This window comes from Leisingera sp. JC11 (assembly GCF_040704725.1).
GTDB lineage: Bacteria > Pseudomonadota > Alphaproteobacteria > Rhodobacterales > Rhodobacteraceae > Leisingera.
In genome coordinates, this window is sequence record NZ_JBFCVS010000021.1 from 27,118 (window position 1) to 52,715 (window position 25,598).

The 25,598-nt window shown below is 64.4% G+C and carries 20 protein-coding genes and 1 pseudogene; 14 read left to right on the forward strand and 7 right to left on the reverse strand.

All coding sequences use genetic code 11. From position 1 onward, the window contains the following. Window positions 1-86 precede the first annotated feature (86 nt). Window positions 87-1,127 (reverse strand): OmpA family protein, encoded by a 1,041-nt coding sequence (locus AB1A62_RS18500; protein WP_366662955.1) that lies wholly within the window; start codon window positions 1,125-1,127, stop codon window positions 87-89. A 190-nt stretch (window positions 1,128-1,317) separates the two neighbouring features. Here AB1A62_RS18500 and AB1A62_RS18505 point away from each other — a divergent pair, with 190 nt between their 5' ends. Next, window positions 1,318-2,808, forward strand: a complete 1,491-nt coding sequence (locus AB1A62_RS18505; protein ID WP_366662957.1) for a caspase family protein — start codon at window positions 1,318-1,320, stop codon at window positions 2,806-2,808. 355 nt (window positions 2,809-3,163) lie between these two features. Here AB1A62_RS18505 and AB1A62_RS18510 read toward each other — a convergent pair whose 3' ends face one another. The 6 genes from AB1A62_RS18510 to AB1A62_RS18535 all read right to left on the reverse strand — a co-directional run bounded on the left by AB1A62_RS18510 (window position 3,164) and on the right by AB1A62_RS18535 (window position 7,472). Next, the gene (locus tag AB1A62_RS18510; protein WP_366662958.1) at window positions 3,164-4,690 is read right to left on the reverse strand and encodes a DUF4384 domain-containing protein; all 1,527 of its coding nucleotides are present in this window, start codon (window positions 4,688-4,690) and stop codon (window positions 3,164-3,166) included. After that, window positions 4,687-5,094 (reverse strand): biopolymer transporter ExbD, encoded by a 408-nt coding sequence (locus tag AB1A62_RS18515; RefSeq protein WP_366662959.1) that lies wholly within the window; start codon window positions 5,092-5,094, stop codon window positions 4,687-4,689. The genes AB1A62_RS18510 and AB1A62_RS18515 overlap by 4 nt, the downstream gene beginning before the upstream one ends. Further along, complete coding sequence (locus AB1A62_RS18520) at window positions 5,091-5,504, reverse strand: biopolymer transporter ExbD (protein WP_366662960.1); 414 nt, start codon at window positions 5,502-5,504, stop codon at window positions 5,091-5,093. The genes AB1A62_RS18515 and AB1A62_RS18520 overlap by 4 nt, the downstream gene beginning before the upstream one ends. A gap of 17 nt (window positions 5,505-5,521) precedes the next feature. Then, a complete protein-coding gene (locus AB1A62_RS18525) occupies window positions 5,522-6,139 on the reverse strand; it encodes a MotA/TolQ/ExbB proton channel family protein (RefSeq protein ID WP_366662961.1) in 618 nt (205 codons plus the stop codon). A 3-nt stretch (window positions 6,140-6,142) separates the two neighbouring features. Next, entirely contained in the window at window positions 6,143-6,562 is a 420-nt protein-coding gene (locus tag AB1A62_RS18530) for a hypothetical protein (RefSeq protein WP_366662962.1), read from the reverse strand. Between the two features lie 61 nt (window positions 6,563-6,623). Then, window positions 6,624-7,472: a hypothetical protein gene (locus AB1A62_RS18535; protein WP_366662963.1), complete on the reverse strand. Its 849-nt coding sequence runs from the start codon at window positions 7,470-7,472 to the stop codon at window positions 6,624-6,626. 189 nt (window positions 7,473-7,661) lie between these two features. On the opposite strand from AB1A62_RS18535, the gene tssA reads away from it, so the two are divergent. From tssA to AB1A62_RS18600, 13 genes and pseudogenes are all read left to right on the forward strand, one after another. Continuing rightward, window positions 7,662-8,735 carry a type VI secretion system protein TssA gene (gene tssA / locus AB1A62_RS18540; protein ID WP_366662964.1) on the forward strand — a complete coding sequence of 358 codons (1,074 nt, stop codon included), beginning with the start codon at window positions 7,662-7,664 and terminating at the stop codon, window positions 8,733-8,735. Window positions 8,736-8,805: 70 nt separating this feature from the next. After that, a complete protein-coding gene (gene tssB / locus AB1A62_RS18545) occupies window positions 8,806-9,321 on the forward strand; it encodes a type VI secretion system contractile sheath small subunit (protein ID WP_027260175.1) in 516 nt (171 codons plus the stop codon). Between the two features lie 15 nt (window positions 9,322-9,336). Then, the gene (gene tssC / locus AB1A62_RS18550) at window positions 9,337-10,833 is read left to right on the forward strand and encodes a type VI secretion system contractile sheath large subunit (RefSeq protein WP_366662965.1); all 1,497 of its coding nucleotides are present in this window, start codon (window positions 9,337-9,339) and stop codon (window positions 10,831-10,833) included. A gap of 79 nt (window positions 10,834-10,912) precedes the next feature. Then, window positions 10,913-11,401, forward strand: coding sequence for a type VI secretion system tube protein Hcp (locus AB1A62_RS18555; protein ID WP_366662966.1), 489 nt, complete (start codon window positions 10,913-10,915; stop codon window positions 11,399-11,401). A gap of 91 nt (window positions 11,402-11,492) precedes the next feature. Then, complete coding sequence (locus AB1A62_RS18560; RefSeq protein WP_366662967.1) at window positions 11,493-12,296, forward strand: type VI secretion system accessory protein TagJ; 804 nt, start codon at window positions 11,493-11,495, stop codon at window positions 12,294-12,296. After that, on the forward strand, window positions 12,289-12,786 hold the full coding sequence (gene tssE / locus AB1A62_RS18565; RefSeq protein WP_366662968.1) for a type VI secretion system baseplate subunit TssE: 498 nt from the start codon (window positions 12,289-12,291) through the stop codon (window positions 12,784-12,786). The genes AB1A62_RS18560 and tssE overlap by 8 nt, the downstream gene beginning before the upstream one ends. After that, window positions 12,786-14,663: a type VI secretion system baseplate subunit TssF gene (gene tssF / locus AB1A62_RS18570; protein WP_366662983.1), complete on the forward strand. Its 1,878-nt coding sequence runs from the start codon at window positions 12,786-12,788 to the stop codon at window positions 14,661-14,663. Before tssE ends, tssF begins: the two co-directional genes overlap by 1 nt. Further along, window positions 14,627-15,682, forward strand: coding sequence for a type VI secretion system baseplate subunit TssG (gene tssG / locus AB1A62_RS18575; RefSeq protein WP_366662969.1), 1,056 nt, complete (start codon window positions 14,627-14,629; stop codon window positions 15,680-15,682). Before tssF ends, tssG begins: the two co-directional genes overlap by 37 nt. 1 nt (window position 15,683) lies before the next feature. Then, window positions 15,684-18,407 (forward strand): type VI secretion system ATPase TssH, encoded by a 2,724-nt coding sequence (tssH, locus tag AB1A62_RS18580; protein WP_366662970.1) that lies wholly within the window; start codon window positions 15,684-15,686, stop codon window positions 18,405-18,407. 36 nt (window positions 18,408-18,443) lie between these two features. Next, entirely contained in the window at window positions 18,444-19,691 is a 1,248-nt protein-coding gene (locus tag AB1A62_RS18585) for a hypothetical protein (protein WP_366662971.1), read from the forward strand. Window positions 19,692-19,758: 67 nt separating this feature from the next. Continuing rightward, window positions 19,759-20,613, forward strand: coding sequence for an ion transporter (locus AB1A62_RS18590; protein ID WP_366662972.1), 855 nt, complete (start codon window positions 19,759-19,761; stop codon window positions 20,611-20,613). Next, a pseudogene (tssB, locus tag AB1A62_RS18595) lies at window positions 20,606-21,082 on the forward strand (type VI secretion system contractile sheath small subunit); the annotation flags it as partial. The gene AB1A62_RS18590 and the pseudogene tssB (AB1A62_RS18595), both read left to right, overlap by 8 nt. A 921-nt stretch (window positions 21,083-22,003) precedes the next feature. Further along, window positions 22,004-25,594: a type VI secretion system contractile sheath large subunit gene (locus AB1A62_RS18600; RefSeq protein ID WP_366662984.1), complete on the forward strand. Its 3,591-nt coding sequence runs from the start codon at window positions 22,004-22,006 to the stop codon at window positions 25,592-25,594. The last annotated feature ends 4 nt before the right edge of the window (window positions 25,595-25,598 follow it).

The following is a 25,598-nucleotide window of genomic DNA, read 5'->3' on the forward strand; positions in this document are numbered from 1 at the left end:
AGGGCTGCTGGCCAAATGAAAAGACCCGGCGCGGGGCCGGGTCTGCTTCTGTGCAGCGTTGCTGTCCCCGCGGGGACAGCGGCGGATCAGTTCAGAACCTTGAACTCGATCCGCCGGTTCCTGGCCCGGTTCTGCACCGTGTCGTTGGGCACCAGCGGTGTGGTCTCGCCATAGCCGACGGCGACCAGGCGTTCTGCCGGGATGCCCATCTCCTGCAGGTACTGGTTCACCGCAGCCGCGCGCTTCTCGCTCAGCGTCATGTTCCAGGCTGCCTTGCCCTGGCTGTCGGTGTGGCCGCCGACCTCAACCACCATGCCGGGGCAGCGGCGGATGATGTCCGACAGGCTGTTGAGGAAGTCGCGGGAGTTGGCATCCAGGCGCGCGGTGGAGGGCGCGAAGTTCACGCTGCGGCCCTGCGACAGGATCTCGAACCTCCCGGTGCAGGCCTCGCGGCTGAAATCGCCGCTGGCCTCCAGCGCGGTGGCGGCGCCTGAGGCGGCTGTCCCCGCGGGGACAGCCGCACCGTCAGTGCCGCTGCGGTCGAACATCAGGTCCATGCTGACCAGGCCGACAGGGGTGATGGTGACGCCTGCGGCTTCTTCAAGTTTTTCCTTTCCGGCAACCAGGTTGAAGTCCTCCAGCTTCAGGATCACCGGCTGCACGGTGGCGACGGCAACGCGGTTTCCGTTCAGCAGTGTTACCGCAACCGGGATGGTCAGCCCGGTCTCAACCCCATGCAGCGACAGGGTGACGGGCAGGTCGATCTGCTTGCGCTGCACTGCAGCCAGATCGGCGATCTGCGCCGGATCGATCCGGGCCGAAACCACAGCCTCGGGGTAGGTGAAGGTTTCAAAGAACAGGAACCGCATCCGCACGTTGCGCAGGTCGATGGAGGTGTCGACGGAATCGAGCGCGATATGGATCTTTGCCTCACCGGCTTCGGAGATGCTGCCGGAGAAGGCGGCGAAGCGGCTGGATTCCGCAATGCTGCCTTTTTTGATCGATATGAAACGGATGGCGGAGGATTCGGGTGTCAGCTGCCATCCGCCCTCAAACGGGCCGGCGGCCAGTGCCGGGCGGATGAGAAGCAGGAAAACTGTTATGATTGAAAGGGTTAAGCGGTACATGCAGGGTCCATCCCAAAGGCTGTCAGTGGTGCACCGGCCTGCGGGCCAGGGCAGAAATGATGCGCCCAGACTAACCGCAGAGTTGCCGCCGGGCGCAAGGGACGCGATAGTTTGGTAACGAAATACCCTTAAGAATTGGGAAGCAGCCCCCGCGCGGACGGGTGCTAGGGGCGGGAAGTGGAGCAGATACGTGCGAATTTTGATGATCCGGGTCCGGCTGATGCTGCTGGCCGCTGTTGCGTCCTGCTGGGGCGTCATGGCCTTGGCGGAGGAGCGGCTGGCGCTGGTGATCGGCAATTCGGCCTATGGCGCGGTTTCCGAGCTGGACAATCCGGTGCGCGATGCGCGGCTGATGGCTGAGACGCTGGAGGGGCTGGGATTTGACGTGACGCTGGCAGCGGACGCCAAGCAGATCGAGATGAAGCGTGCGATTGCCCAGTTCGGGCGCAAGCTGCGCAGCGCCGGCGAGGACGCGACCGGGCTGTTCTATTATGCCGGCCACGGGGTGCAGAGCTTTGGCAGCAACTATCTGCTGCCTGTCGATGTGGCGCTGGCGGATGCGGCGGATCTGGATCTGATGGCAATCGAGGCGCAGTCGGTGCTGCGGCAGATGGCGTCGGCCCGGAACCGCACCAACATCGTGATCCTGGACGCCTGCCGCAACAATCCGTTCAAGGCGGTGGCGGATCTGAACGAAAGCGGCCTGGCGGAGATGAAGGCGCCGACCGGAACCTTCCTCGCCTATGCCACTGCGCCGGGTGACGTGGCGCTGGACGGGGAAGGGGAGAACAGCCCCTTCACCGAGGCGCTGGCGCGCGAGATCGTGGTGCCGGGGGCGCCGGTGGAGCAGGTGTTCAAACAGGTGCGCCGGGCGGTGCTGGAGCAAAGCGGCGGCAAGCAGACGCCCTGGGACACGTCTTCGCTGGTCAGCGACTTTGCTTTTGCCGCGGCGGCGCCGGAGGTGGTGATGAGTGCCGCGGAAATGGAGGAGGCGCAGATCTGGGCTTCGATCAAGGCGTCGCGGGATGCGATGCAGATCATGCTGTTCCTGCGCGGTTATGGCGACGGCAGATATGCCGATGAGGCGCGGGCGCTGCTGGCGGAACTGGTGCAGGAGGAACTGCAGAACGGCAAGCCGGCGGCCGCAGAGGCGCCAGCCTCTGTTCAAGACGCCGAGACGGCAATGTTTCAGGCGGCGCAGGGGGATGGCAGCAAGGCAGCCTACGAGGCCTATCTGATGGCCTATTCTGAGGGGCAATTCGCTGAAATGGCCGCGGCTGAAGTTGCCGCGCTGGCTGCAGGCGCGGGCCGGGATCCTGTTGCGGGCGGCGAGGCGCCTGCTGTAGCGCCTGACCCTGAACCGGAGGCGGTGAAACTGGCAGAGGCCGGCCCGGTCACCTATGCCAGCCCGCTGCAAACCAGCATGCCGGAGATTGCCGGGCTGACACTGGCGGAGGTGGTGACCCGCTCACCGTCCTTTGCGCCCGTCGACGGGCTGCCGGAAAGCTACTGGAAGGACCAGTCCTGCAGCGCCTGCCACCAGTGGACGCGGGAGCGGCTGTGCACGCAGGGCAACACCTATCTGAGCCTCAACATGCAACGCTCGCTGGGCAAGCAGCACCCGTTTGGCGGCGCGCTGAAACAGGTGCTGAAGAGCTGGGCCGCGGGCGGCTGCCAGTAGACACCCGCAAACTGTTTTCTGCAGGGCAGGGGAGGGCTCCCGCCCGTGCGGGAGCATTTGAAGATGCACCGTCCTGGTTGGGCGTGGCGCTGTGCTGTGCACAGCGCAGGGCGCGCTTCAGAGAGCAGCGTATCACAGGGTGGAAAGCGGGTTTTCGTTTGCTGAGAAGCGCTTAAGGGCAGGTTTGCCCTTAAGGCGCCCTGTCCATGATATTCCGCCCGTTTCCGCGTCAAGGGTGAACCGCGCGTGCGCGCGGCTGCTCGCGCAGCCCTTGACCCGGAAAAGGACGGGGGCCAGGCGCAGCGCGTCAGCCGCGGGCCTGCGGGTGCGGGAGATCTGCCGTTGCGGTCTGCAATCAGGGGGCGTGGGTGTCGATCAGAAAATAAACCCATTCGCCCTTGAAATCCAGGTGTTCGGCGCGGGCCTCTGCCACTTGGGTGCGCAGGAAGTCCAGATAGGGCGCTGCCGGTTCGCTGAGCGGGCGGTTGCCCTCGTAAAGCGGGTGCGAGGCGGCAAAGGCCACCGCGATTTCCTGGCCGTAGGGCGGGCCGACGGTGATTTGCAGGCCGGGGTCTCCGGCTTCCTTGGCTCCGACACGCAGGGCGCTTTTGGCGGCGGCCTCTGCGAGCGGCACCAGTTCGTTCGGGGAGAGGTGCAGCACCGCGCCGCCGGCGTCGAAGTAATCCACGTAGACATAGGCCGGGTAGTCAGGCGCGGTGAGGTCGAAGAACAGCCGCTCGCCGCCGGAATAGTCGAGCACCCGTGCATGGGCGTCTTCGCCGACCAGCAGCGGGTTGGTGATCTGGTCGGTGCTTTGCGGCAGGCCGACGTTTGAAATGCCTGCCAGCGCGCCGCATTGCGGCCGGGGCAACAGGCGCATTTCGTCCGAGACTGTGATGTCGGCGCCCATTTGTGCCTGAAGGGCTGCCAGAACAGGAGAGCGGAGGCCGTCCTCAGGCAGGTGGCCGCGCACCTCCAGCGTGGCGGTTTCCGGAACAAAGGCCACCTGCAGGCGGGAGCAGGGCACGGCGGCGAGGATGCCGGAGACGCCGTCGCGCAGGGGATCTCCCTCAGCCGCCGCGTCGCCCGGCTGCATGAAGCTTTGGAACGCGGCGAGGGAGACCGGGTCGATGCCGCCGCTGCCGCCCTGGAAGGCGAGCGCGGCCTTGATGCGGGGGGCGTCCGGGATGGCGGCCGGCGTTTGCTGCGGATTGGGCGCGGTGCCGGGCAGCACGGGCGCATCCGGTTGCGCCTCCTGGCCGGGCTGGCTGGCTGGAGCGGTTTGCGGCAGCGCGGCCGCGTCGGGGCGTGCTGCTGCGGCGGCCGTCAGCGGAGCAGGTGCCGTTGCAAGGGTAAGCGCCGGTTCCTGCGCAGCGGCCAGCGCCAAAGGCGCGGGGGCTGCTGCGGCGGCGGCCTGTGACAGCGCCGGGGCGGTGGCTTGGGCCTGCTGGGTTTGCGGGTTTGCAGCGGCCAGGCTTGCGGCCGGAAGGCTGGCGCTGGCGAGGGGGCTGCCGGCCGCCTGGGCCGGAGCTGCAGCGGCGGCTGGCGCTGCGGCAGCAGCAAGGGGTGCAGCAGGCGGAACAGCAGCGGCAAGACGGTCCGCGTCAGGCGGCTGCGGCAGGGCCGCCGATTGCGGGATGCTTCCGGACGCCAGACCCTGGCTTTGCGTTTCGCTTTCAGCGGCTTGCTCGCCCTCGGGCGGCTGTTGCACGGCCTCGGAACGGGGGACGCGGTGGGCCTGCAGGTTGAGGCTGCTTTCCGGCGTGGGCTGCTGCGGAACCGGGTCGGGCGTCAGCGAGATCAGCAGCGCTGCGGCGCCGCCGGCGTGGACCAGGGCGGAGGCCGCAAGCCCCAGCGCCCATATGGCCGGGGTACGCATCATCCGTCCGTTTCCGGGGTGACCACCAGCACCACGTCCCGGAATCCCAGCGCCTCGCCCGCGGCGACCAGCGGCAGCACGTTGCGCAGTTCCGCTGTGCGGTGGGCGTTGATGCGCAGGCGCAGATCCGGGTCGTCTGCCAGCAGCGCCGAGAGGGCAGGGGAAAGGGCGTCTCGGGGGATTGCCTTGCCGTCGAGTGCCAGGTCTCCGGTGGCGGAGATGGCCAGGGTGATGCCGCCCGAGGGCATGTCGCGGCCGGTGACGGCGGTGGCGGGGCGGACATCGAACGGCGCGGTGGCGTCCATCCGGCCGATCAGCATGAAGAACACCAGCAGGAAGAACACCACGTCGATGAGGGCGATGATGGTTTCCGAATGCGGATTGCGGGCCGGGCGGTTGAGCTTCATTGCACCGCCTCCAGCCGCAGGACGCGCAGGCGGGTGACGCCGGCCAGGGCGGCGCTGTCCATCACGGTGATCAGCGCCTGGGTCTGCGCGGCGCCGGAGGGGAGGATCACCACCTGGGTCAGCGGTTCCTCTGCCACCGCGGCGGCGAGGGTGGCGCGGAGGGTGTTTTGATCCAGTCCGGTGCCGCGCAGCACCGGCACACCGTCTGCGCCGAGGCGGATCATCAGGGTGCCTGCCGGCGCTTGCGGGCTTCCTGTTGCGGCGCCTTCGGAGGGTTTCACCGCCGGGATCATGTCGAGATTCAGGTAGGTGGAAGTCACCATGAAGAACACCAGCAGGATCAGCATGACGTCGATCATCGGCACCAGCGAAATCAGGGCGCGGGGGCGGGCTGGCCGGTTGATCATCATGGCGGCGTTCCCCCGTGTCAGCGCGACCCGTCGATCAGCAGCAGGCGGCCGGCGGCGCTTTCGATCGCCTGCGCGGCGGCGTCGATGCGGGCTGCGAACAGGCCCGCGGCGATGGCGGCGGGGATGGCGACCAGCAGGCCTGCGGCGGTGGTCAGCAGCGCCTGCCAGATACCGCCGGCCAGCACAGAGGCATTGGCAGCGCCTTGGGCCAGTTCCAGCTCCTGAAACGATTGGATCATGCCGAGAACGGTGCCGAGAAGACCCAGGAGAGGCGCCACCATGGCGATGAGCTCCAGCAGGCGGATGAGGGAATTCATCCGGCTTACCTCCTCGTTGCCGCGGCGTTGCAGTTCGTCTTGCAGGAGCGGTCCGCGCAGGCCCTCTTGCAGTGCCTGCATGGCGTAGCCCATCACCCGGTCGGCCGGGGATTTGCCGCCCGCTATGCTGTCCTGCGCCTGCTTGCGGTCGCCGTCTTTCCATCGGGTCAGCGCCTGCTCGCGGGCGTCAGAGCCGGAGCGCACCGGCCAGAGCTGGATCAGTTTGACGGCGATCACCGTCAGCGACAGGAGTGACATCAGCGCCAGGATCACGATCACTGGTCCGCCGGTGCCGAGCATTTCCCAAGTGCCGGCCATGGTTTACTTCACCAGCGGCGCGGCGGCGCGGGAGCCAAGCTCGAGGATCGGGAAACAGTCCGTCTGCTCTTCGTTCTGGGGCTGGCAGGAGGTGATGTCGTGCAGCAGGATCTCGGAGATGTTGCTGCAGGCGATCTCGGGAATTTCAAAGAGTTTCAGGGTGGTGCGCTGGACGGGCAGGGGGGCGGCGTCGATCGACAGCAGCCGGTCGATCACCCCCTGGCCGTCGAGGATGGCGAGCGACATTTCAAAGCCTTCGAAGCTCTTGCCGGTCTGGTTGCGGAACAGGAAGAAGGCGCGGCAGCCGCCGCCCTCGATTTCTTCGGTCTTGTTCAGCTCGACCCGCAGCGGGCCGGTCTCGGCCGCGGCGGCCAGCGGCAGGCAGATCAGGGCGAGGGCAGAAAGCAGGCGGTTCAAGGGCATCACTGTCTCCGGGTTCCGGTTGGTGTTCGCCAGCCCGCCGGGTGCGGATTGGTTCTTTGGATCAGACCAGTGCGGTCAGGGCCTTTTCGATCTTGTCCATGGCGTCGCGGGCGGAATCGAGGTCACGGCGTTTCAGGTGGCGGGCGGCCACATGCAGGGCGCGGCCCAGGCGGTCGCGGACCTTGCCCGGGGCGCGGGCGACATTGGCCTGCAGGGACTGGGCGCGCTTGACCTGGGCGCCAAGCGAGCGCTGGTCCATTTCGCGCTGGCCGCGTTTCATCGACTTGCCTTCGTCCTCTCGGTCCTTGCCGATGCGGGCGACGGCGCGCTCGATCACCACGATCATCGTTTCGGCCTCCTGCAGGCGGCCGTCGTTGATCAGGCTGACGGATTTGGCCAGTGCGCGTTTCAGTTTCAGCTCCAGCGGTCCGGGGGCAAGGCCGATGCGCGGCTGGATGCGTTTCAGGCGGCGTTTCAGCGGTGCGATGGCCTTGGGGTCGATGCCGGCGGCGGAAATGTCGGAGACGTTTTCCTCTGTGACCTGGCCCTCGGGGGCCTCGGGTTTGAGGCTGTCCAGCAGGTTGCCGCCGTCATCGTAGAACAGCACGTTGACCTTGGCCGGGTTGCGCTTGAGGAATTTCTTGAGTTCGGTGACCATGCGCTGCGGCGCGCTTTCGCAGATCACCTCCATATTGCCGGAGCGCACCACGTAGGTGCCCCAGGCCATGGGCGGGCCGCCGCCTTCTTTCTTCATCGGGGCCTTCAGGGTTTCCGGTTTCTTGCCGGGCTGGATCATCAGCAGAGGGTCCTTGCTGGCATCGAGGCAGAAGGCGAAACTCATCCGCTTCTTGGCGCCTTCGCGGACCATCTCTTTGACTTCCTTGCCAGAAATACGATCAATACTCATCATTCAGCCGCCGCTAAAAGCATGGAAAAGGTTTGACATTAGGATGGCGATAAGGCTCTCTTGGGGTCAAGTTATTGTTTGAGGTTTCCGCGGGTTTAACCACCAGGCTCGAAAAGAGTGGCACCTGCCTTACGTCGCGTTACCTATCTGAGGCGCGGCCAATAAAGAATGCACCCAGGGGGGCGAATAAAGATGGATCCTGCAGTATTGCTGCAATCCAAAGGGGAGGATTCCCCTAGCGGTGAAAACCTCGAATATGACCCGGCTTTCACCGAGATGGAGCTGGCGGCTCAGCCGGGCGAGGAATCGGTGGTGGGCGATGAGAAGATCGAGGCCACCGATCCCGACTACCGCGAAGTTCAGAAGAAGGCGCTGGAGGTGCTGGAGCGCAGCCACGACCTGCGGGCGGCGGTGTTTCTGGGAGATGCGCTTTTGCATTCTGAAGGGCTGCCCGGTTTTGCCGATGTGACGACCTATATCCGCGGCTGCCTGGAGGAGTTCTGGGAGACCTGCCACCCGGAGCTGGATGAGGACGACGGCGATCCGACGATGCGGATCAATGCGATCCAGGATCTGTGCGGCCAGCCGGACGGCATGGCCGGCGCGTCGCCGCTGTACCGCTCGCTGCGCCGCGCGCCGCTGAGCGAAAGCCGCGGCTTCGGCCGCTTCTGCCTGCGCGACATCGAAATCGCCGAAGGGGTGATGACGGCGCCGGAAGATATGGAGCATGTCCCGGATACCGCCACCATTGGTGCGGCGTTCCAGGACAGCGACGAGGAGGTAGTTGCGGCGCGGCTGGCTGCGGTGAAGGCCGCAGAGGAGAACGTCCGGGCGATCTCGGCGGTGTTCGACGAGCAGACACCGGGGCAGGGGCCGGACCTGAGCGCGCTGATCAAGCTGCTGCAGCAGATTTCCAAGCGGATCGCCACATATGCTAACATGAGCGCGGAGGACGATGCTGCGGGGGATGAGGCCGCAGAGGATGGAGCCGAAGACAGCGGCGCGGCTGCGGCTCCGGCCGCGGGCGGGCGCGCGGTGCCGTCTGCGCCGGGGGCGATCAACTCGCCCGCGGATGTGTCCAATACGCTGGACCGCATCATCAGCTATTACCGGCGGGCGGAACCCTCCAGCCCGCTGCCGATCCTGCTGGAGCGGTGCAAGCGGCTGGTGGGGGCCGACTTCCTCACCATCATGAATGACATGGCCCCGCAGGGGGTGGAGAACGTCCACCTGATCGGCGGGATTGACGAAGACGACGACGACTGACGGACACGGAAAGATTTGCGGCGGAACCTGCTGCAGCGTCCGTGAAAGCAAGACGAGTAAGGAGACCTAGATGGCCGGAAGTTCACAGAAATTCATTGCCCGCAACCGGGCACCAAGGGTCCAGATCGAATATGACGTGGAGCTGTACGGCGCCGAGAAGAAGGTGCAGCTGCCCTTCGTGATGGGCGTGATGAGCGACCTGGTGGGCAAATCCGAAGTGGAACAGCCCGCGGTGGCGGACCGCAAGTTCCTGGAAATCGACGTGGACAACTTCGACGACCGGATGAAGTCGATGGCGCCGCGGGCCGCGTTCACCGTGCCCAACACGCTGACCGGCGAGGGCAACCTGGCGGTCGACATCACCTTTGAGAGCATGGATGATTTCAAGCCCGCCGCGATCGCCGCCAAGGTGGAGCCGCTGCGCGAGCTGCTGGAAGCGCGCACCCAGCTGTCGAACCTGATGACCTACATGGACGGCAAGACCGGCGCCGAGGATCTGATCTCCAAGATCATCCAGGACCCGAGCCTGCTGAAAACCCTGGCGGCGCAGCCGAAACCCGGCGGCGACGCCGACAGCGAAGAATAAGAGGGGAGGACAAAGATGGCTGAAGAAGAACTCCAGGCGGAAGCCGCTGCCGGTGAAGCCGCCTTTGGCTCAACCGAATTTGCGAGCCTGCTGCAGAAGGAATTCCGCCCCAAGTCGGACCAGGCCAAGACCGCCGTCGAGAGCGCGGTCAAGACCCTGGCCGAGCAGGCGCTGGCAAATTCCGCGCTGATCTCCGATGACGCGCTGCGCTCGATCGAGAGCATCGTGGCGGAGATCGACAAGAAGCTGACGGAACAGGTGAACCTGATCCTGCACAACGAGGATTTCCAGCAGCTGGAAAGCGCCTGGCGCGGCCTGCACTATCTGGTCAACAACACCGAGACCGATGAGCAGCTGAAAATCCGGGTGATGCCGATCACCAAGAAGGAGATGTCGAAGACCCTGAAGAAATTCAAGGGCACGGCATGGGACCAGTCGCCGATCTTCAAGAAGATCTACACCGAGGAATTCAGCCAGCTGGGCGGCGAACCCTACGGCTCCCTGGTGGCCGACTACCACTTCGACCATTCGCCGCCGGACATCGAGCTCTTGGGCGAAATGTCCAAGATCGCCGCAGCCGCGCATGCGCCGCTGATCACCGGCGCCAAGCCGACGCTGTTCCAGATGGACAGCTGGGCCGAACTGTCGAACCCGCGCGATCTGACCAAGATCTTCCAGACCCCGGAATATGCCGCCTGGCGCAGCTTGCGCGACAGCGAGGACGCGAAATACGTCGGCCTGGCGATGCCGCGCTTCCTGGGCCGTCTGCCCTATGGCTCCAAGACCGACCCGGTTGAGGAGTTCGCCTTCGAGGAAGACACCGCAGGGGCGGGCAGCGAGAAATACGGCTGGGTCAACGCGGCCTACGGCATGGCGGTGAACATCACCCGCTCGTTCAAGATGTACGGCTGGTGCTCGCGCATCCGCGGCGTCGAAAGCGGCGGCACGCTGGAAAACCTGCCCAGCCACACCTTCCCGACCACCGATGGCGGCGTCGATCAGAAATGCCCGACCGAGATTGCCATCGACGACCGGCGCGAGGCGGAACTGGCGAAGAACGGCATGATGCCGCTGATCCACCGCAAGAACACCGACGTCGCGACCTTCATGGGCGCGCAGTCGCTGCACAAGCCGGCCGAGTATGACGATCCGGACGCCACCGCCAACGCCAATCTGGGCGCGCGGCTGCCGTATCTGTTCGCCACATGCCGGTTCGCGCACTATCTGAAGTGCATGGTGCGGGACAAGGTCGGCTCGTTCAAAAGCCGTCAGGATATGGAATCCTGGCTGCAGGACTGGATCAACAACTATGTTGATTTCAACGCAGACATCTCTTCGGAGAACGAGAAGGCGCGCAAGCCTCTGGCCGCAGCCGAAGTGGTTGTGGAAGAGGTCGAGGGCAACCCGGGGTATTACACCTCAAAATTCTTCCTGCGCCCGCATTACCAGCTGGAGGGGCTTTCCGTCTCGCTGCGTCTGGTATCGAAACTGCCCTCGGAAAAAGGAGGCTGATTACCCACTCCCCAGCCTTAACCAAGCATAGTGCAGTAGAGTTCTTAAATTTTGAAAGGATAGAAAAATGGCTGCAAACATGTTCGTACAGATCTCGGACATCGAAGGCGATGCAACCGAGGAGAACCACAAGAAGTGGATCGTTGTTCAGTCGGCAAGCTGGAACGTTGAACGTGCCGTCGAGATGACCGACCTGGGTTCTACCCAGCGGATGCACGCAAACTCGAACTTCGGCAAGATCGAGCTGACCTCGCAGATGGGCAAGGCATCGAACGACCTGGCGCTGTCGGTTGCCAACGGCACCGTGCGCCCGGAAATCATCATGCACTGGTGCCGCTCGGGCGACAGCGCCAGCCAGGGCCTGCTGGTCTATTCGATCTGGAAGCTGAAGGATGTGGTTGTCGACAGCTACTCCATCTCGGCAAGTGAAGACGGCATCCCGGAAGAGACCTGGTCGCTGGCCTATGCATCGCTTGAGCACGAGTACAAGTCGACCAACCAGAAGACTGGTAAACTCACCACTGAAGGCACCTTCAAGTGGAACGTGCAGACCGGCAAGGTCGAGTAAACCTTTTGGCTGGCCCCGGGTGTATTTGCGCCCGGGGTCCGTTTTTTCTGACGTATTTGCAGCATCCATCCTCGTTGCGGAGTAGAGCCCCATGACACCCGAAGAGCATCTGAAAGCTGGTGATCCCAAGGCGGCGCTGGAGGCGCTGCAAGCCAAGATCCGGGCGGATGCGAGCAATCCGAAACTGCGGGTGTTCCTGTTTCAGCTGCTGTGTGTGCTGGGCGACTGGAACCGGGCGATTGCCCAGCTGAAGGCGGCGGCAGGGCTGGATGAAGGCGCCACGGTGATGGCGCAGGCCTACCGCGAGGCGATCATCTGCGAGGTTTACCGCGAGAAGGTGTTCGCCGGTGAAAAGTCGCCGCTGATACTGGGCGAGCCGGAGGAATGGCTGGCGCATCTGATCGAGGCGCAGAAACTGCTGGCGGGCGGCAACCCGAAGGAAGCCGCGGAACTGCGCGCCAAGGCCTTCGATGCGGCGCCGGCCAGCCCGGGCGAGGTGAACGGCAAGCGGTTCGAATGGATTGCCGATGCCGACATGCGGCTGGGCCCGGTGCTGGAGGCGGTGATCAACGGCAAATACTACTGGCTGCCGTTTTCCAAGATCGTCTCCTTCGAGGCGGAAGAGCCGAGCGACCTGCGTGATGCGGTCTGGACGGCCGGAACCCTGACACTGGCGGGCGGCGGCGCGGTGGCGGCGATGATCCCGACCCGCTACCCGGGCAGCGAGAAGGCCGACGGGCTGTCGATGCTGGCACGCGCCACCGTTTGGGAGGATGCCGGCGAGGAAACCTATACCGGTCTGGGCCAGCGGCTGCTGGCGATCGGCGATGAGGACATTGCCATCATGGACGTGCGCACACTCCGGATGGATGGGCACGGCGAAGAGAATGGCTGACAAGACACTGGCCGAGCGCCTGCAGCCCTCGCTGCTGGACCGGCTGACTGACAATGCACCTGGCGATCAGAAGGAAACCCGCGAGAGCCGGGTGATCGACCTTGTGCGGTTGCGGGAAATCATTCAGCGCGATCTGTCCTGGCTGCTGAACACCCAGAATGTCGAAAGCCATTTCGATGCGGAGAAGTTTCCTTCGGTATCGGCCTCGGTGCTGAACTACGGTCTGGTGGAAGTGGCGGGCGAGGCCTCGACCACTGAGAAAGCCCAGGCGATCCGGCGGTCGATCAAGCAGGCGATTGCGACTTATGAGCCGCGGATCATCGAAGGCTCGGTCGACGTGCGGCTGCAGGATGGCACCGATGCGACCGAGATGACAGTCGGGCTGGAGATCCGCGCCGACATGTGGGCGCAGCCGATGCCGCTGGAGCTGTATTTGCGCAGCAAGGTTGATCTGACCACCGGCGAAGTGGAAATGGAAAGGGCCATGTGATGGATACACGGCTGCTGACCCATTACGAGAATGAGCTGAACTACCTGCGCGACATGGGCGGGGAATTTGCCGCTGCCTATCCCAAGATCGCCGCGCGGCTGGGGATGGAAGGGGTCGAGGTTCTTGATCCTTATGTGGAGCGGCTGCTGGAAGGCGTCGCCTTTCTGACCGCGCGGGTGCAGCTGGAGCTGGAGCTGCAGTACCCGAACTTCACCTCCAACCTGCTGGAGATCATCTATCCGCATTACCTGGCGCCGACGCCCTCGATGATGATCGCGGCGTTTGAACCGGATGTGGCGAACTCCGCCGTCAAGAGCGGCTATGTGCTGAAACGCGGCTCGACCCTGCGGTCGCGGCTGACCGAGGGCGAGCAGACGCCGTGCGAGTTCCGCACCGCTGCCGATCTGACCATGTGGCCGATCCAGATCACCGAAGCGCAGTATATCGACGGCCGCGGCGAACTGGTGGCGGCGGGCGTGGCCACCGGATATGACGCGCGGGCGGGCATCCGGCTGCGGATCAAGCGGATCGACGGCGATCCGATCAGCAAGCTGGATATGGACAGCTTGTCGCTGTACCTGACCAGCGAGGCGGGCAACAGCTGGCCGCTCCTGGAGCTTTTGTGCACCCAGGTGCAAGGGATCGTGGCGCGCTCCACTGACCGGCGGGCCGACTGGCAGCTGCCGCTGCGCGGCGCCAAAGTGGTGCAAAAGGGCTTTGGCCCGGATGAGGCGCTGCTGCCCCTGCCGCGCCGGGTCTATGACGGCTACCGGCTGCTGCAGGAATATTTCGCGATGCCGGAGCGGTTCCGCTTTGTCGAGCTGCAGGGGCTGCAAGCGGGCTTGCAGAAGTCCGAGGGCAACGAGGTCGACCTGTATATCCTGCTGCGCGAGGGCATGCCGGAGATTGCGCCGATCGTGGTGCCGGAGGTGTTCAAGCTGAACGCGGTGCCGGCGGTGAACCTGTTCGAGAAACGCTGCGACCGGGTGCGGATTTCGCCGATCGATACCGAGCATCATGTGATCCCGAACCGTACCGCGGGCCTCGATTTCGAGATCTACGGGCTGCAGAGCGTGACCGGCATCAGCGGCGAGGGCGAAGACGATGTTATCTTCCGCCCGTTCTACTCCGCCAATGACTTCACCGCCGCGGGTGAAAGCCACCCGGCTTATTACACCGTCAAGCGGCGGATGCGGCAGCGGTCGGAGAAGGAGCGCCTGCGCGGGGTGCGCAGTTCCTACCTGGGATCGGAAGTGTTCCTGACGCTGGTGGACCGGGCGCAGGCGCCGTATTCCGCCGGGCTGGAGCAGCTGGCGGTCAATGCGCTGTGCACCAACCGCGATCTGCCGATGCTGCTGGCCACGGGCAGCGATGATGTGTTCCACCTGCCCGAGGGCGGCCCGGTGCAGAAGGTGACGCTGCCGGTGTCGCCGACCCGACCGCACCCGACGCTGGCGCAAGGGGATACCGCCTGGCGGCTGATCTCGCATCTGAGCCTGAACTACGTCTCAATCGCTGAAACCGGCAAGGGCCAGTCAGCTGAGGCGCTGCGCGAGCTGGTGGGGCTGTATGCACCGCTAGGCGACCGGGTGACAGAGAAGCAACTGGAGGGCATCCTGTCGGTCGGGGCCCGCCCCATCGTGCGCCGGATGAGCGACGAGGTGCTGTCAACCGCGGTGCGCGGGCTGGAGATCACTCTGGGCTTTGACGAGAGCTTTTTCGAGGGCAGCAACATCTATGCGCTGGGGGCCGTGCTGGAGCGGTTCTTCCGCGGCTATGCCAGTATCAACTCGTTCACGGAGACCGTCCTGAAAACCGAAAAACGCGGGGAAATTGCCAGATGGCGACCGGAAAAGGGCCTCGGCCGGATGATCTGAGCCTTTATGGCCGGCTGGCCATAGACCCTGAAAAGCACCACGTTTTTCAGGCCCTGAGGGTATTGGAGGCGCATTTCGCTGATGCCCCGCGCCTTGGAGAAAGCCGCCGCCCGCGCCAGGACCGGCTGCGTCTGGGGCAGGAGGCGGAGCTGGCATTCCCGCCCTCGACCATTGCCGCATTCAAACCGGCCGAAGGCGACAAGCCCGCGGTGCTGACCAACCGGTTCTTCGGATTGTTCGGGCCGCAGGGGCCGCTGCCGCTGCATCTGACCGAATACGCCCGCGACCGCAAACGCAACCACCGCGACCCGACGATGGTGGCCTTTGCCGATATGCTGACGCACCGGCTGATGAGCCTTTTGTACCGGGCCTGGACGCAAGGCTCGCCCGCGGTGAGCTTTGACCGGGCCGATGACCCGATGGCGCGCAAGGTTGCATCGCTGATCGGTTACAACGGGTTCAAGTTCACCAGCCGGGACGACATGCCGGATCTGGCCAAGCTGCATTTTGCGGGCCACCTGGCGAAGGGGGCCAAGAACGCCGAGGGGCTGGTGTCGATCCTGTCGGCGTTTTTCGAAGTGCCGGTCAAGCTGGAGGAATATGTCGGCAGCTGGCTGGAGCTGGAGCCGGACGACCGCTGGCAGCTGGGCTACGGCGGGCTGGGGCAGACCACCAGCATTGGCGAAAAGGTGTGGAGCCGCACCGCGAAATTCCGCATCCGCATCGGGCCGCTGAAACTGGAAGATTACGAACGGCTGCTGCCGGGCGGCGCGGCCCTGAACCGGCTGCGGGCAATTGTGCGGTCTTATGCCGGCGATGTGCTGGACTGGGACGTGAACCTGATTTTGGCGGGCGACGAGGTGCCGCGGGCATCCTTGGGCGGCACCACGCGGCTGGGGCATACCAGCTGGGTGCGCTCGCGCCCCGATCCGGATGCGGATCAGCCGGATGTGAATGACTTATACCTGTACCCGGGGCTGGGCGCCGGGGCTCATGAGCGAGTAGAGGGAGGGATTTGAGATGACCGAGATCAGCCGCGTGGCGCTGTTTGGCAAGTTGAACAAGCTGGGATACCAGGCCGTCGAGAGCGCAACCGTTTTCTGCAAGATGCGCGGAAACCCCTATGTGGAACTGGTGCATTGGATGCATCAGCTCTTGGCGCAGCAGGACAGCGACCTGCACCGGATCATCCAGCATTACGATCTGGACACCGGCAAGATTGCCGCTGAGCTCACCCGGGCGCTGGATATGCTGCCGCGGGGCGCCTCGACGATCTCCGACCTGTCGGACCATCTGATGGATGCGATGGAGCGCGGCTGGGTCTGGGGCTCGCTGCTCTATTCCTCTGCCCAGGTGCGCAGCGGCCATCTGCTGCTGGGGATGCTGAAGACGCCGGCGCTGCGCAACATCCTGTCGAACATGTCGCCGGAACTGGCCAAGATCGGTGCCGATGATCTGGCGGACAACTTCCATGAGGCCACCGACGGTTCGCCCGAGGAACGCCTGGGGGCGCAGGACGGCTCCAACGTGACCGGCGGCGGCGCCGAGCCGGGCGAGGCCTCCGGCTCCATGGCGCCGGGTGCGATGGGTAAGGGCGAGGCGCTGGAGCAGTTCTGCACCGACCTGACCGAACAGGCGCGAAATGGCGAGATCGACCCGATCGTGGGCCGGGATGAGGAAATCCGCCAGATCGTCGATATCCTGATGCGGCGGCGGCAGAACAACCCGATCCTGACCGGCGAGGCAGGTGTCGGCAAGACTGCGGTGGTCGAGGGCTTTGCCCTGCGGATTGCCCGCGGCGACGTGCCGCCTGCGCTGAAGGATGTGCGGCTGCTGGTGCTGGACGTGGGCCTGCTGCAGGCGGGTGCCAGCATGAAGGGCGAGTTTGAAAACCGCCTGCGCCAGGTGATCGACGAGGTGCAGGCAAGCCCGACGCCGATTGTGATGTTCGTGGATGAGACCCACACGCTGGTCGGGGCAGGGGGCGCAGCCGGCACCGGCGATGCGGCGAACCTGCTGAAACCGGCGCTGGCGCGCGGCACCCTGCGCACCATCGGTGCCACCACCTGGGCCGAATACAAGAAATACATTGAGAAAGACCCGGCGCTGACCCGCCGCTTCCAGGTGGTCAAGGTCGATGAGCCGGGCATCCCGAAGGCAATCCTGATGATGCGGGGCATTGCCTCGATGCTGGAGAAGCACCACCGGGTGCAGGTGCTGGACGAGGGTATTGAGGCCGCCGTCAGCCTGTCGGCACGCTATATCCCGGCACGCCAGCTGCCGGACAAATCGGTGAGCCTGCTGGATACCGCCTGCGCCCGGGTGGCGGTGAGCCAGCACGCGGTGCCCGCCGAGGTCGATGACAGCCAGCGCCGGATCGAGGCGCTGACCACCGAGCTGGAGATCATCGGCCGCGACGAGACCGCAGGCTACGAGGTCGCTGACCGGCGCGAGGCGGTGGAAGCCGCCAAGGCCGCCGAGGAGGAGCGGCTGGCCGGGCTGACCGAACGCTGGGACAAGGAAAAGGCGGTAGTCGAGGGCATTCTGGAACTGCGCGCCAAGCTCCGGGAGGGGGCCGCGCCCGTGGACGCTGCCCCGGATGCAGGGGAAGACGGTGCGGAGGGCGCTGCCGATAGCCCGCTGTCGGACGAAGAACGCGCCAAGCTGATGCAGGAGCTGAAGGACAAGAACGCAGAGCTGGAGGCGCTGCAGGGCGACAGCGCGCTGATCCTGCCGATTGTCGACCATCAGGCGGTGGCCTCGGTGGTGGGTGACTGGACCGGCATCCCGGTGGGCCGCATGGTCAAGGACGAGATCGAGACCATCCTGAACCTGGAAGAGCGGCTGGCCCAGCGGGTGATCGGCCAGGACCACGCGATGAAGATGATCGCCAAGCGGATCCAGACCAGCCGCGCCGGCCTCGACAACCCGAACAAGCCGATCGGGGTGTTCATGCTGGCGGGCACCTCCGGTGTCGGCAAGACCGAAACCGCGCTGGCGCTGGCCGAGGTTCTGTACGGCGGCGAGCAGAATGTCATCACCATCAACATGTCGGAATACCAGGAGGCCCATACCGTCAGCTCGCTGAAAGGCGCGCCGCCGGGCTATGTCGGCTATGGCGAGGGCGGGGTGCTGACCGAGGCAGTGCGGCGCAAGCCCTATTCCGTGGTGCTGCTGGACGAGGTCGAGAAGGCGCACCCGGATGTGCATGAGATCTTCTTCCAGGTGTTCGACAAGGGCGTCATGGAGGACGGTGAGGGCCGCGTGATCGACTTCAAGAACACGCTGATCCTGCTGACCTCCAACGTGGGCACCGAGACGATCATGGATCTGTGCTCCGACCCGGACCTGATGCCGGATCCGGAGGGCATGGCGAAAGCCTTGCGCGATCCGCTGCTGAAGGTGTTCCCGCCGGCGCTGCTGGGGCGCCTGGTGACGATCCCCTATTATCCGCTCAGCCCGGAGATGATCGGCGAGATCACCAAGCTGCAGCTGGGCCGCATTCAGAAGCGGGTCGAAGAAGCGCATGGGGTGCCGTTCGAGTATTCCGATGCCGTGGTCGGGGAAATCGTCAACCGCTGCCAGGAACTGGACTCGGGCGGCCGGATGATCGACGCGATTGTCACCAACACCATGCTGCCGGAGATTTCCAACGAGTTCCTGCGCCGCCTGATGGAAGGCGCGGAGGTCGAGAAAGTTGCCATCGGCGTCAAGGACGGAGAGTTCACCTACGCATTTGATTGATCACGCTCACAAGTAACAAGTGGGGAAGGAGTTCCTATGGTTAAACACGTTGTCATGGACATGAAGAACGTCGACATCGGCGCTTCCGGGCTGGAGATGGTTGATCCGCCCAAACTGTCCTTCAAGGTTGTGGTTGAGCTGGACAAGAAAATGGAGAAGGGGGTCGAGAAAGACCCGCTTCTGCAGCAGGAGTTCCATGCCGGTGCCAGCGAGGTGTTCGAGCAGACCCGCGACACCATCGAGAAGAAGTGCAAGGTGTTCGACAAGGCCTTTGTCGAGATGGCCAACAAGGGCGCCGACAAGAAGGACATGGAGAAGCAGCTGAAGGGGCTGAACGACGCCATCAAGAATGACATCAAGGTCGGCGAGAAGGCGGCAGAGCTGGCAGCGCAGAAGGCCTGGACCAGCCTGCAGAAGAAGAAGAAGGAATGGTCCAAGTTCAAGATCAAGGTTGGCGTGTCCATCGCGGGCACCCTGGCCGGGCTGGCGGTGAGCATCGCGGCAATGGCGACCTCACCTTTCTCGGGCGGCGCGGGTGCAGCCTTTGGCATCATCGGCCTGATCAAGTCCGGCGTCACGCTGGCCAAGGATATCGGCAAGCTGGCGATCAATATCCACCAGTCCAAGGCGATCCTGGTGAAGAACCTCGTGGTGGTGGAAAAGGCGGCCTCCAACAAGGCGCTGAATGCCACCAACGAGGTGTCGGCGGCGGTGTTTCAGGAATTCCTCGGCATCTCCCAGCCCTCGGTCAAGACGGTGGAGGATGCGGCGGACACGCTGAAGGCGAAATACGCCCAGATGGTGGTCAAGATGCATGACCTGTCCAAGAACCTGAACAAGATCCTGAAGCAGCAGGAAAAGCTGAAGAAGGAGTTCCTGGCCGAGGTCGGCAAGAAGCTGAAGAAGCACCCGGTGAAGGACAAGAAGACCCAGCTGGTGATGATCAGCAAGGCGCTGGATACGGCTTTGGCGAAAAACTATGCCGAGGTGCAGAAGGCGATCGACAAGATCCAGATCATGTATGCTGACGCGCGCGGCTGGGCCAACAACATCAAGGACCTGATGAAGCGCGTGAAGGCGCTGACGATCAAGGACCCGAAGGCGCTTAAGGTGTTCCGTGAAGGGCTCAAGTTCGCAGCCCTGGCGCTGTCGCCGATTGACGGCAACTCGATCGCAACCGGCGCCAAGGATCTGGCCCTGGGTGTGGGGGGCGCCGTTGGCGGCTATGCCTATGACAAGATTACCAGCAAAGTGCTGGACGGAACCGTGTTCGACGCGGCCTGAGACGTGAAGGAAAGACACCGGGCGCAGCGCGCGCCCGGCATACTGAAAGACCGGCTGGAGAAGTACCTTGGACAGCAGCGCGCAGACCGCAGAGACGCTTCGGGACCGGGCCCGCGAATTCGTCGAGCGCCCGTGGGTGACCAATACCATTCTGGGCATCATCATTTTTAACGCCGTCACGCTGGGTCTTGGCACCTCCGCCGCGGTGCGGGCGCATGCGGGCGGGCTGCTGGACGTGATCGACACCGCTGTGCTGACCATCTTTGTGCTGGAGCTGGCGCTGAAGCTGTTTGCCTACGGCCTGCGGTTTTTCTCTTCTGCCTGGAACATCTTCGACCTCGTCGTGGTCTCTTTCGGCCTGCTCCCCGACAGCCAGGGCCTGTCGGCGCTGCGGGGGCTGCGGGTGGTGCGCGCCTTGCGCCTGTTGTCGGTCATTCCGCAGATGCGCGCGGTTGTGCAGGCGCTGCTGGACGCGCTGCCCGGCATGGGCGCGGTGATCGTGATGATCTCCATCGTGTTCTACGTCTTTGGCGTGATGGCGACGATGATGTACGGTGCTGCCTTCGACGAATGGTTCGGCACCCTGGGCCGGTCGCTTTATTCGCTGTTCCAGATCATGACGCTGGAAAGCTGGTCGATGGGCATCGTGCGCCCGGTGATGGAGGAGTTTCCCTTTGCTTGGTCCTTTTTCGTGCCCTTCATCGTGATCACCGCCTTTTCGGTGCTGAACCTGTTCATCGGTCTTCTGGTCAACACCATGCAGTCGGCAGTGGAGGCGGAAGCCGAGGCAGAGTTCGAGAAGCTGCGTGACCTGGTGAAATCGGAGACCGATGTGGTCGACGCGCATGTGATGGAGCTGCATGAGGAGATCAAGGCACTGCGGGCGGAGATTGCCCAGCTGAAAGGGCAGGGTAATGGCTGACAGCTCGCAGAAGTTTATCGCCCGCAACCGGGCGCCAAGGGTCCAGATCGAGTATGATGTCGAGCTTTACGGCGCCGAGAAGAAGGTGCAGCTGCCCTTCGTGATGGGGGTGATGAGCGACCTGGTGGGAAAATCCACGGTCGAGCAGCCGTCGGTGGCGGACCGCAAGTTCCTGGAGATCGATGTCGACAATTTCGACGAGCGGATGAAAGGCCTGGCGCCGCGCGCCGCCTTCACCGTGCCCAACACGCTGACCGGCGAGGGCAATCTGGCGGTGGACCTCACGTTCGAGAGCATGGCGGATTTTTCGCCCGGGGCGATCGCCGCCAAGGTGGATGCCTTGCGGCCTCTGCTGGAGGCGCGCACCCAGCTGCAGAACCTGATGGCCTATATGGACGGCAAGACCGGAGCCGAGACGCTGATCGAGACGATCCTGAACGATCCGTCGCTGCTGGCCGCGGTGTCGGCGCCCGCAGCTGATGCGGACAGTGCGGCGGCTCTGGACAGTTTGCGCAATCTGGAGCTGCCGGATGAGGAGGCGGACTCCACCGGTGACGTTCTGGCCGGCCTTGCCGCGCAGGCGCCTGAGAACACAGAGCCAGAGGATACTTCGGGCGGTGTATTGGATGCGCTGCGGGAGGCTGCGCCGGAGGACACGGATCAGCCGGATGAGTCGGCGGATGCATTGGCGTCGCTGGCTGCGGCAGAAACTCCCGATGCTGTTGAGGAGGACACATCTGCGTCTGTTCTGGAGGGGCTGGCCCAGGCGGACCTCCCTGTAAGGGAGGAAGACACCTCGGGCGAGGTGCTGGCGGGGCTTGCCGCGCAGGCCCCGGAGGAGGTTGGGGCTGAGGATGACTCTGGCAGCGTTCTGGATGAGCTGCGGGCTGCGGAGCCTGTTGAGACGGAGGCGGATGATGCTTCCGCGGACGTCCTGGCGGATCTGAGCGCGGCTGCGCCGGAGGAGGAAGACCAGGGCGATGAAGCCGGAGAGGCGCTTGCGTCGCTGGCCGCAGCTGAGATGCCGGACGCCGAAGATGACGTTCAGACCGGATCTGTTCTGGAGGGATTGGCGCAGGCTGAAATTCCCGAGAAAGAAGAGGACACGTCTGGTGATGTGCTCGCCGGGCTGGCGGCGCAGGAAGTGGAGGAGGCCGCTGCCGAAGAGGACACAGCGGGGGCAGCACTGGAAAGCCTCGCGGCAGTTGAAGTGAGTGAGGCGGAAGAAGAAGATCAGTCTGGCGTGCTGGATGCTCTGGCGGAGCTGGACGTGCCGAAGGAGGCAGATACGGCCGCAGAGGATGCGCTTGAGAGCCTGGCTTCTGTAGAGATCTCCGAAGATGCGGAAGAAGACCATTCGGGTGTCCTGGACGCGTTGGCAGATTCCGGGATGGAAGAGGCCGAGGACACTGCGGCGGAGGATGCGCTCGAAAGCCTGACTGCCTTGGAAATTGAAGATGCGGCAGAAGAGGAGACAGCCGGCGCGGCCCTGGAGAGCCTTGCGGCTGCGGATGTGCCGGAGGCCGCAGAGGCAGAGGACCATTCCTCGGTTCTGGATGAACTGGCCGCAATTGAGGTGGAGGATGAGGCGGAGGACGCCGCCGGCGCGGCGCTTGAGAGCCTCGCTGCCGCGGAGGTGGCCGAGACGGGGGACGAGGATCACTCGGATATTCTGGAAGGGCTGGCTGAGCTGGAGCCGGACACGGCGGATGATGAAGATGATTCCGGTGCAGCTCTGGAAAGCCTGGCTGCGATGGAGGTTTCGGAAGATCAGGACGAGGATGTTTCCGGCGTTCTGAGCGGGCTGGCGGACCTGGAACAGGATGAGGAGGACGGCGGCGGCGAAGAGGCCGCGGCTGCCTTGGAAAGCCTGACGGATGCAGCGGTTCCGGATGCTGAGGACGATGATGGCCTGGAGGATGTGCTGGGCGGTCTCCTGGAGGATTCACCCGAAGAGGACGAAGCCGCCAGCGAAACAGAAGATGCGCTGGAGAGCTTGGCCGGGGTTGAAATCGAAGATGCGGAGGATGGTGGCGCGCAGGACGTTCTTGAGGGATTGCTGGATGCAGCGCCGGAAGAAGATGAGCCCGAAGAGGAGGATCTGAGCGCTGTTCTGGACAGCCTGGATGCGCCGGAAGAGACAGAAGACGCGGATGTTGCCGGGGATGTGCTGGCCGGGCTGGCGGATGATCTGCCGGAAGACGACCCGGAGAGTGAGACGGAATTCGACGATATTCTGGGCGGTCTCGATGAGCCGGAAGAAGCGGCTGCTGAAGACGACCTGAGTGCAGCGCTGGATACGCTGGAGGCTCCCGAAGAAGCAGAGGCCGAAGACAGCGGATTGGATGACTTGCTTGCCGATCTCGGCAGCGGCGCGCCGGAAGAAGCGGCTGAAGAGGACACCGCTGATGTGCTTGCAGATCTTGCCGAGGCCGGCGGGGCAGATGAGGATGACGATCTGGACAGTCTGCTGGGGGATCTGGATGCAGAGGATGCAACTGCGGACGATTCCGATGCGCTCTTGAGCGGTGCAGAGGACGAGGCGGGCGACAGCGGTTTGGATGATCTTCTGGGCGGCTTGGACGCCGCGGGCGATGACGACAGTTCCGATCCGGATGCGCTTGTGGCGGATGATGAGGACGCCGAGGAAGCAGACGGTGATGATCTTGATGCTTTGCTGGGCGGGTTGGGTGAGACGGAAGAGGCCGCCAGCGGGGATGATGGCGGCAGCGATCTTGATGACCTGCTTGGCGGTCTGGATGACGACGGCAGCGACGAGCCCGGGGACGCCGGCGAGGACGATCTGGACGCGCTACTTGGCGGCTTGGATGAGGACGAGGCCGGGGAGGACGCCGGCCTGGATGAACTGCTGGGCGACCTTGGCAGTGATGAGGAAGAGGACGGAGATCTGGACGGCCTGCTGGCGGGTCTTGGCGAAGAAGCCGACGCCGAAGAGGCGGCGGATGCGGAGAGTGCCGAAGACGACCTTGATGCGCTGCTTGGCGGTCTGGGGGACGCGGATGCGGATCTGGACAGCCTGATGGGCGGTGACGGGGATATGGACCTGGATGATTTGCTCGGTGATCTTGGCGGTGAGGATGAAGACGCCGCCGAAACGGGCGGTGATGATCTGGATGCGCTGCTGGGGGACCTGGACGAAGGCGGCGAGGCGCCGGCGCCGGAGGCTGCTGCGGCGGAGGCCTCGGATGAGCCGGAGTTTGCCTATGGCACCATGAGCGCGGACCGGCCCGCGGCGCAGAAGCTGGAGCGCAAGCGGTTCCGGATGGCCATCCTGGGCGACTTCTCGGGCCGGGCGGCCAAGGGGCAGATCGAAACCGGCGACGCCTTGGCAACGCGCAAAGCGATCCTCTTGGATCCGGATACGGTCGAGGATGTGATCGAGCGCTTTGCCACCGAGCTGGTGCTGCCGATTGGCAAGGATGATGCGGGGATTGCGATCAAGCTGGAGGATCTGGACGGGCTGCACCCGGATGAGCTTTATGAAAACGTTGAGCTGTTCTCGGAGCTTGTGGGCCTGCGCAAGCAGCTGCAGAGCGGCGCGACGGCGGATCATGCGGCGAATACGCTGAAGGCCTGGGCGGAGAAATACGGCACCCGGGCACGGGCGCCCAAGCGGACCTCGGCGGGCAATGCGGTGCCGGCCGACAAGCGGCTGAGCGCCTTTCAGCAGCTGATCAAGGACACCGGAATCACACCGCGCCCGGCGACGCCGGTGGAAGAGCTGCTGGCGCGGGTGGTGGGTCCGCATATCCGGGCGCTGCCGGACCCGGATGTCACTGCAATGCAGAAAGCGGTGGATGAGGCGCTGTCGGATGCGATGCGGCTGGTGCTGCACCATCCGGAGTTCCAGTCGGTGGAGGCGCAGTGGCGCTCGCTGGATCTGATGGCACGCTCCATTGAGGCCGACGATACGCTGGATGTCATGCTCTATGACATTTCGGCGGAGGAGCTGGCGGCGGATCTGGCGGCGGAGGACGATCTGTCGAAAACCGGCTTTGTGCGGCTGCTGACGGAGGAGCCGCTGGACGAGGAGAACGGCCGCGGCGGCTATTCGGCGCTGATCGGCGTGTATCAGTTCGAGGAAACTCCGCCTCATGCGGAGCTGCTGGGCCGCATCGCGCGGGTGGCGGCGCATGTGGATGCACCCTTCTTTGCGTCGATTTCGCCGGAGTTCCTGAAAACGCCCAAGGCGGAGCGGCCCAAGCTGGTGGCAGATGCCTGGGACACTCTGCAGGGCATGGCCGAAGCCGGGCATCTGGGGCTGGTCAGCCCGCGCTTCCTGCTGCGGCGCCCTTATGGTGAAAAAACCGAGCCCTGCTATGAGTTTGACTTTGAGGAGTTTACCGAAACGGAAGGCTTGAAGGGTATGCTTTGGGCCAATCCGGTGGTGCTGGTGGCGATCCTCCTGGGGCGGTCCTTCAAGGAACACGGGCCGTCGCTGCAGCTGGGGAAAATTATGTCTCTGGGAGGGATGCCCTATCATTATGTGAACGACAAGTTCGGCGATCAGGTGGCGCTGCCCTGCACCGAGCGCAATATCGATCTGGACAAGATCGCATTGGCGCAGGAGCGCGGCTTTATGGCGGTGAGCGCGGTCAAGGGGCGCGACGAGGTGCGGCTGACCTCCTTCAATTCCTTGAAGGGCAGCGAGATACTGGGGCCCTGGACCGGATTGCCGGCGCCGGAGCCCTCGCCGCCGGATCCGCGCGGGCTGCCGAAGCCCAAGCCGCCTGCAGGCGGCGGCGATGAAGACGAAGATCTGGATCTTGATCTGGATACGGGCGGTGACGATGAGGACGATCTCGGCCTGGATGATCTTGATTTCGGAGGCGATGACGGGGATGACGATGGCCTCGGGGATCTGGATGATTTGTTGTCGTCGTTTGGGGATGACGATGACGACGATGGGGATGATGACGAAATGGATGCGGACCTCGCCGCGCTTTTGGATGATTTATGATGCG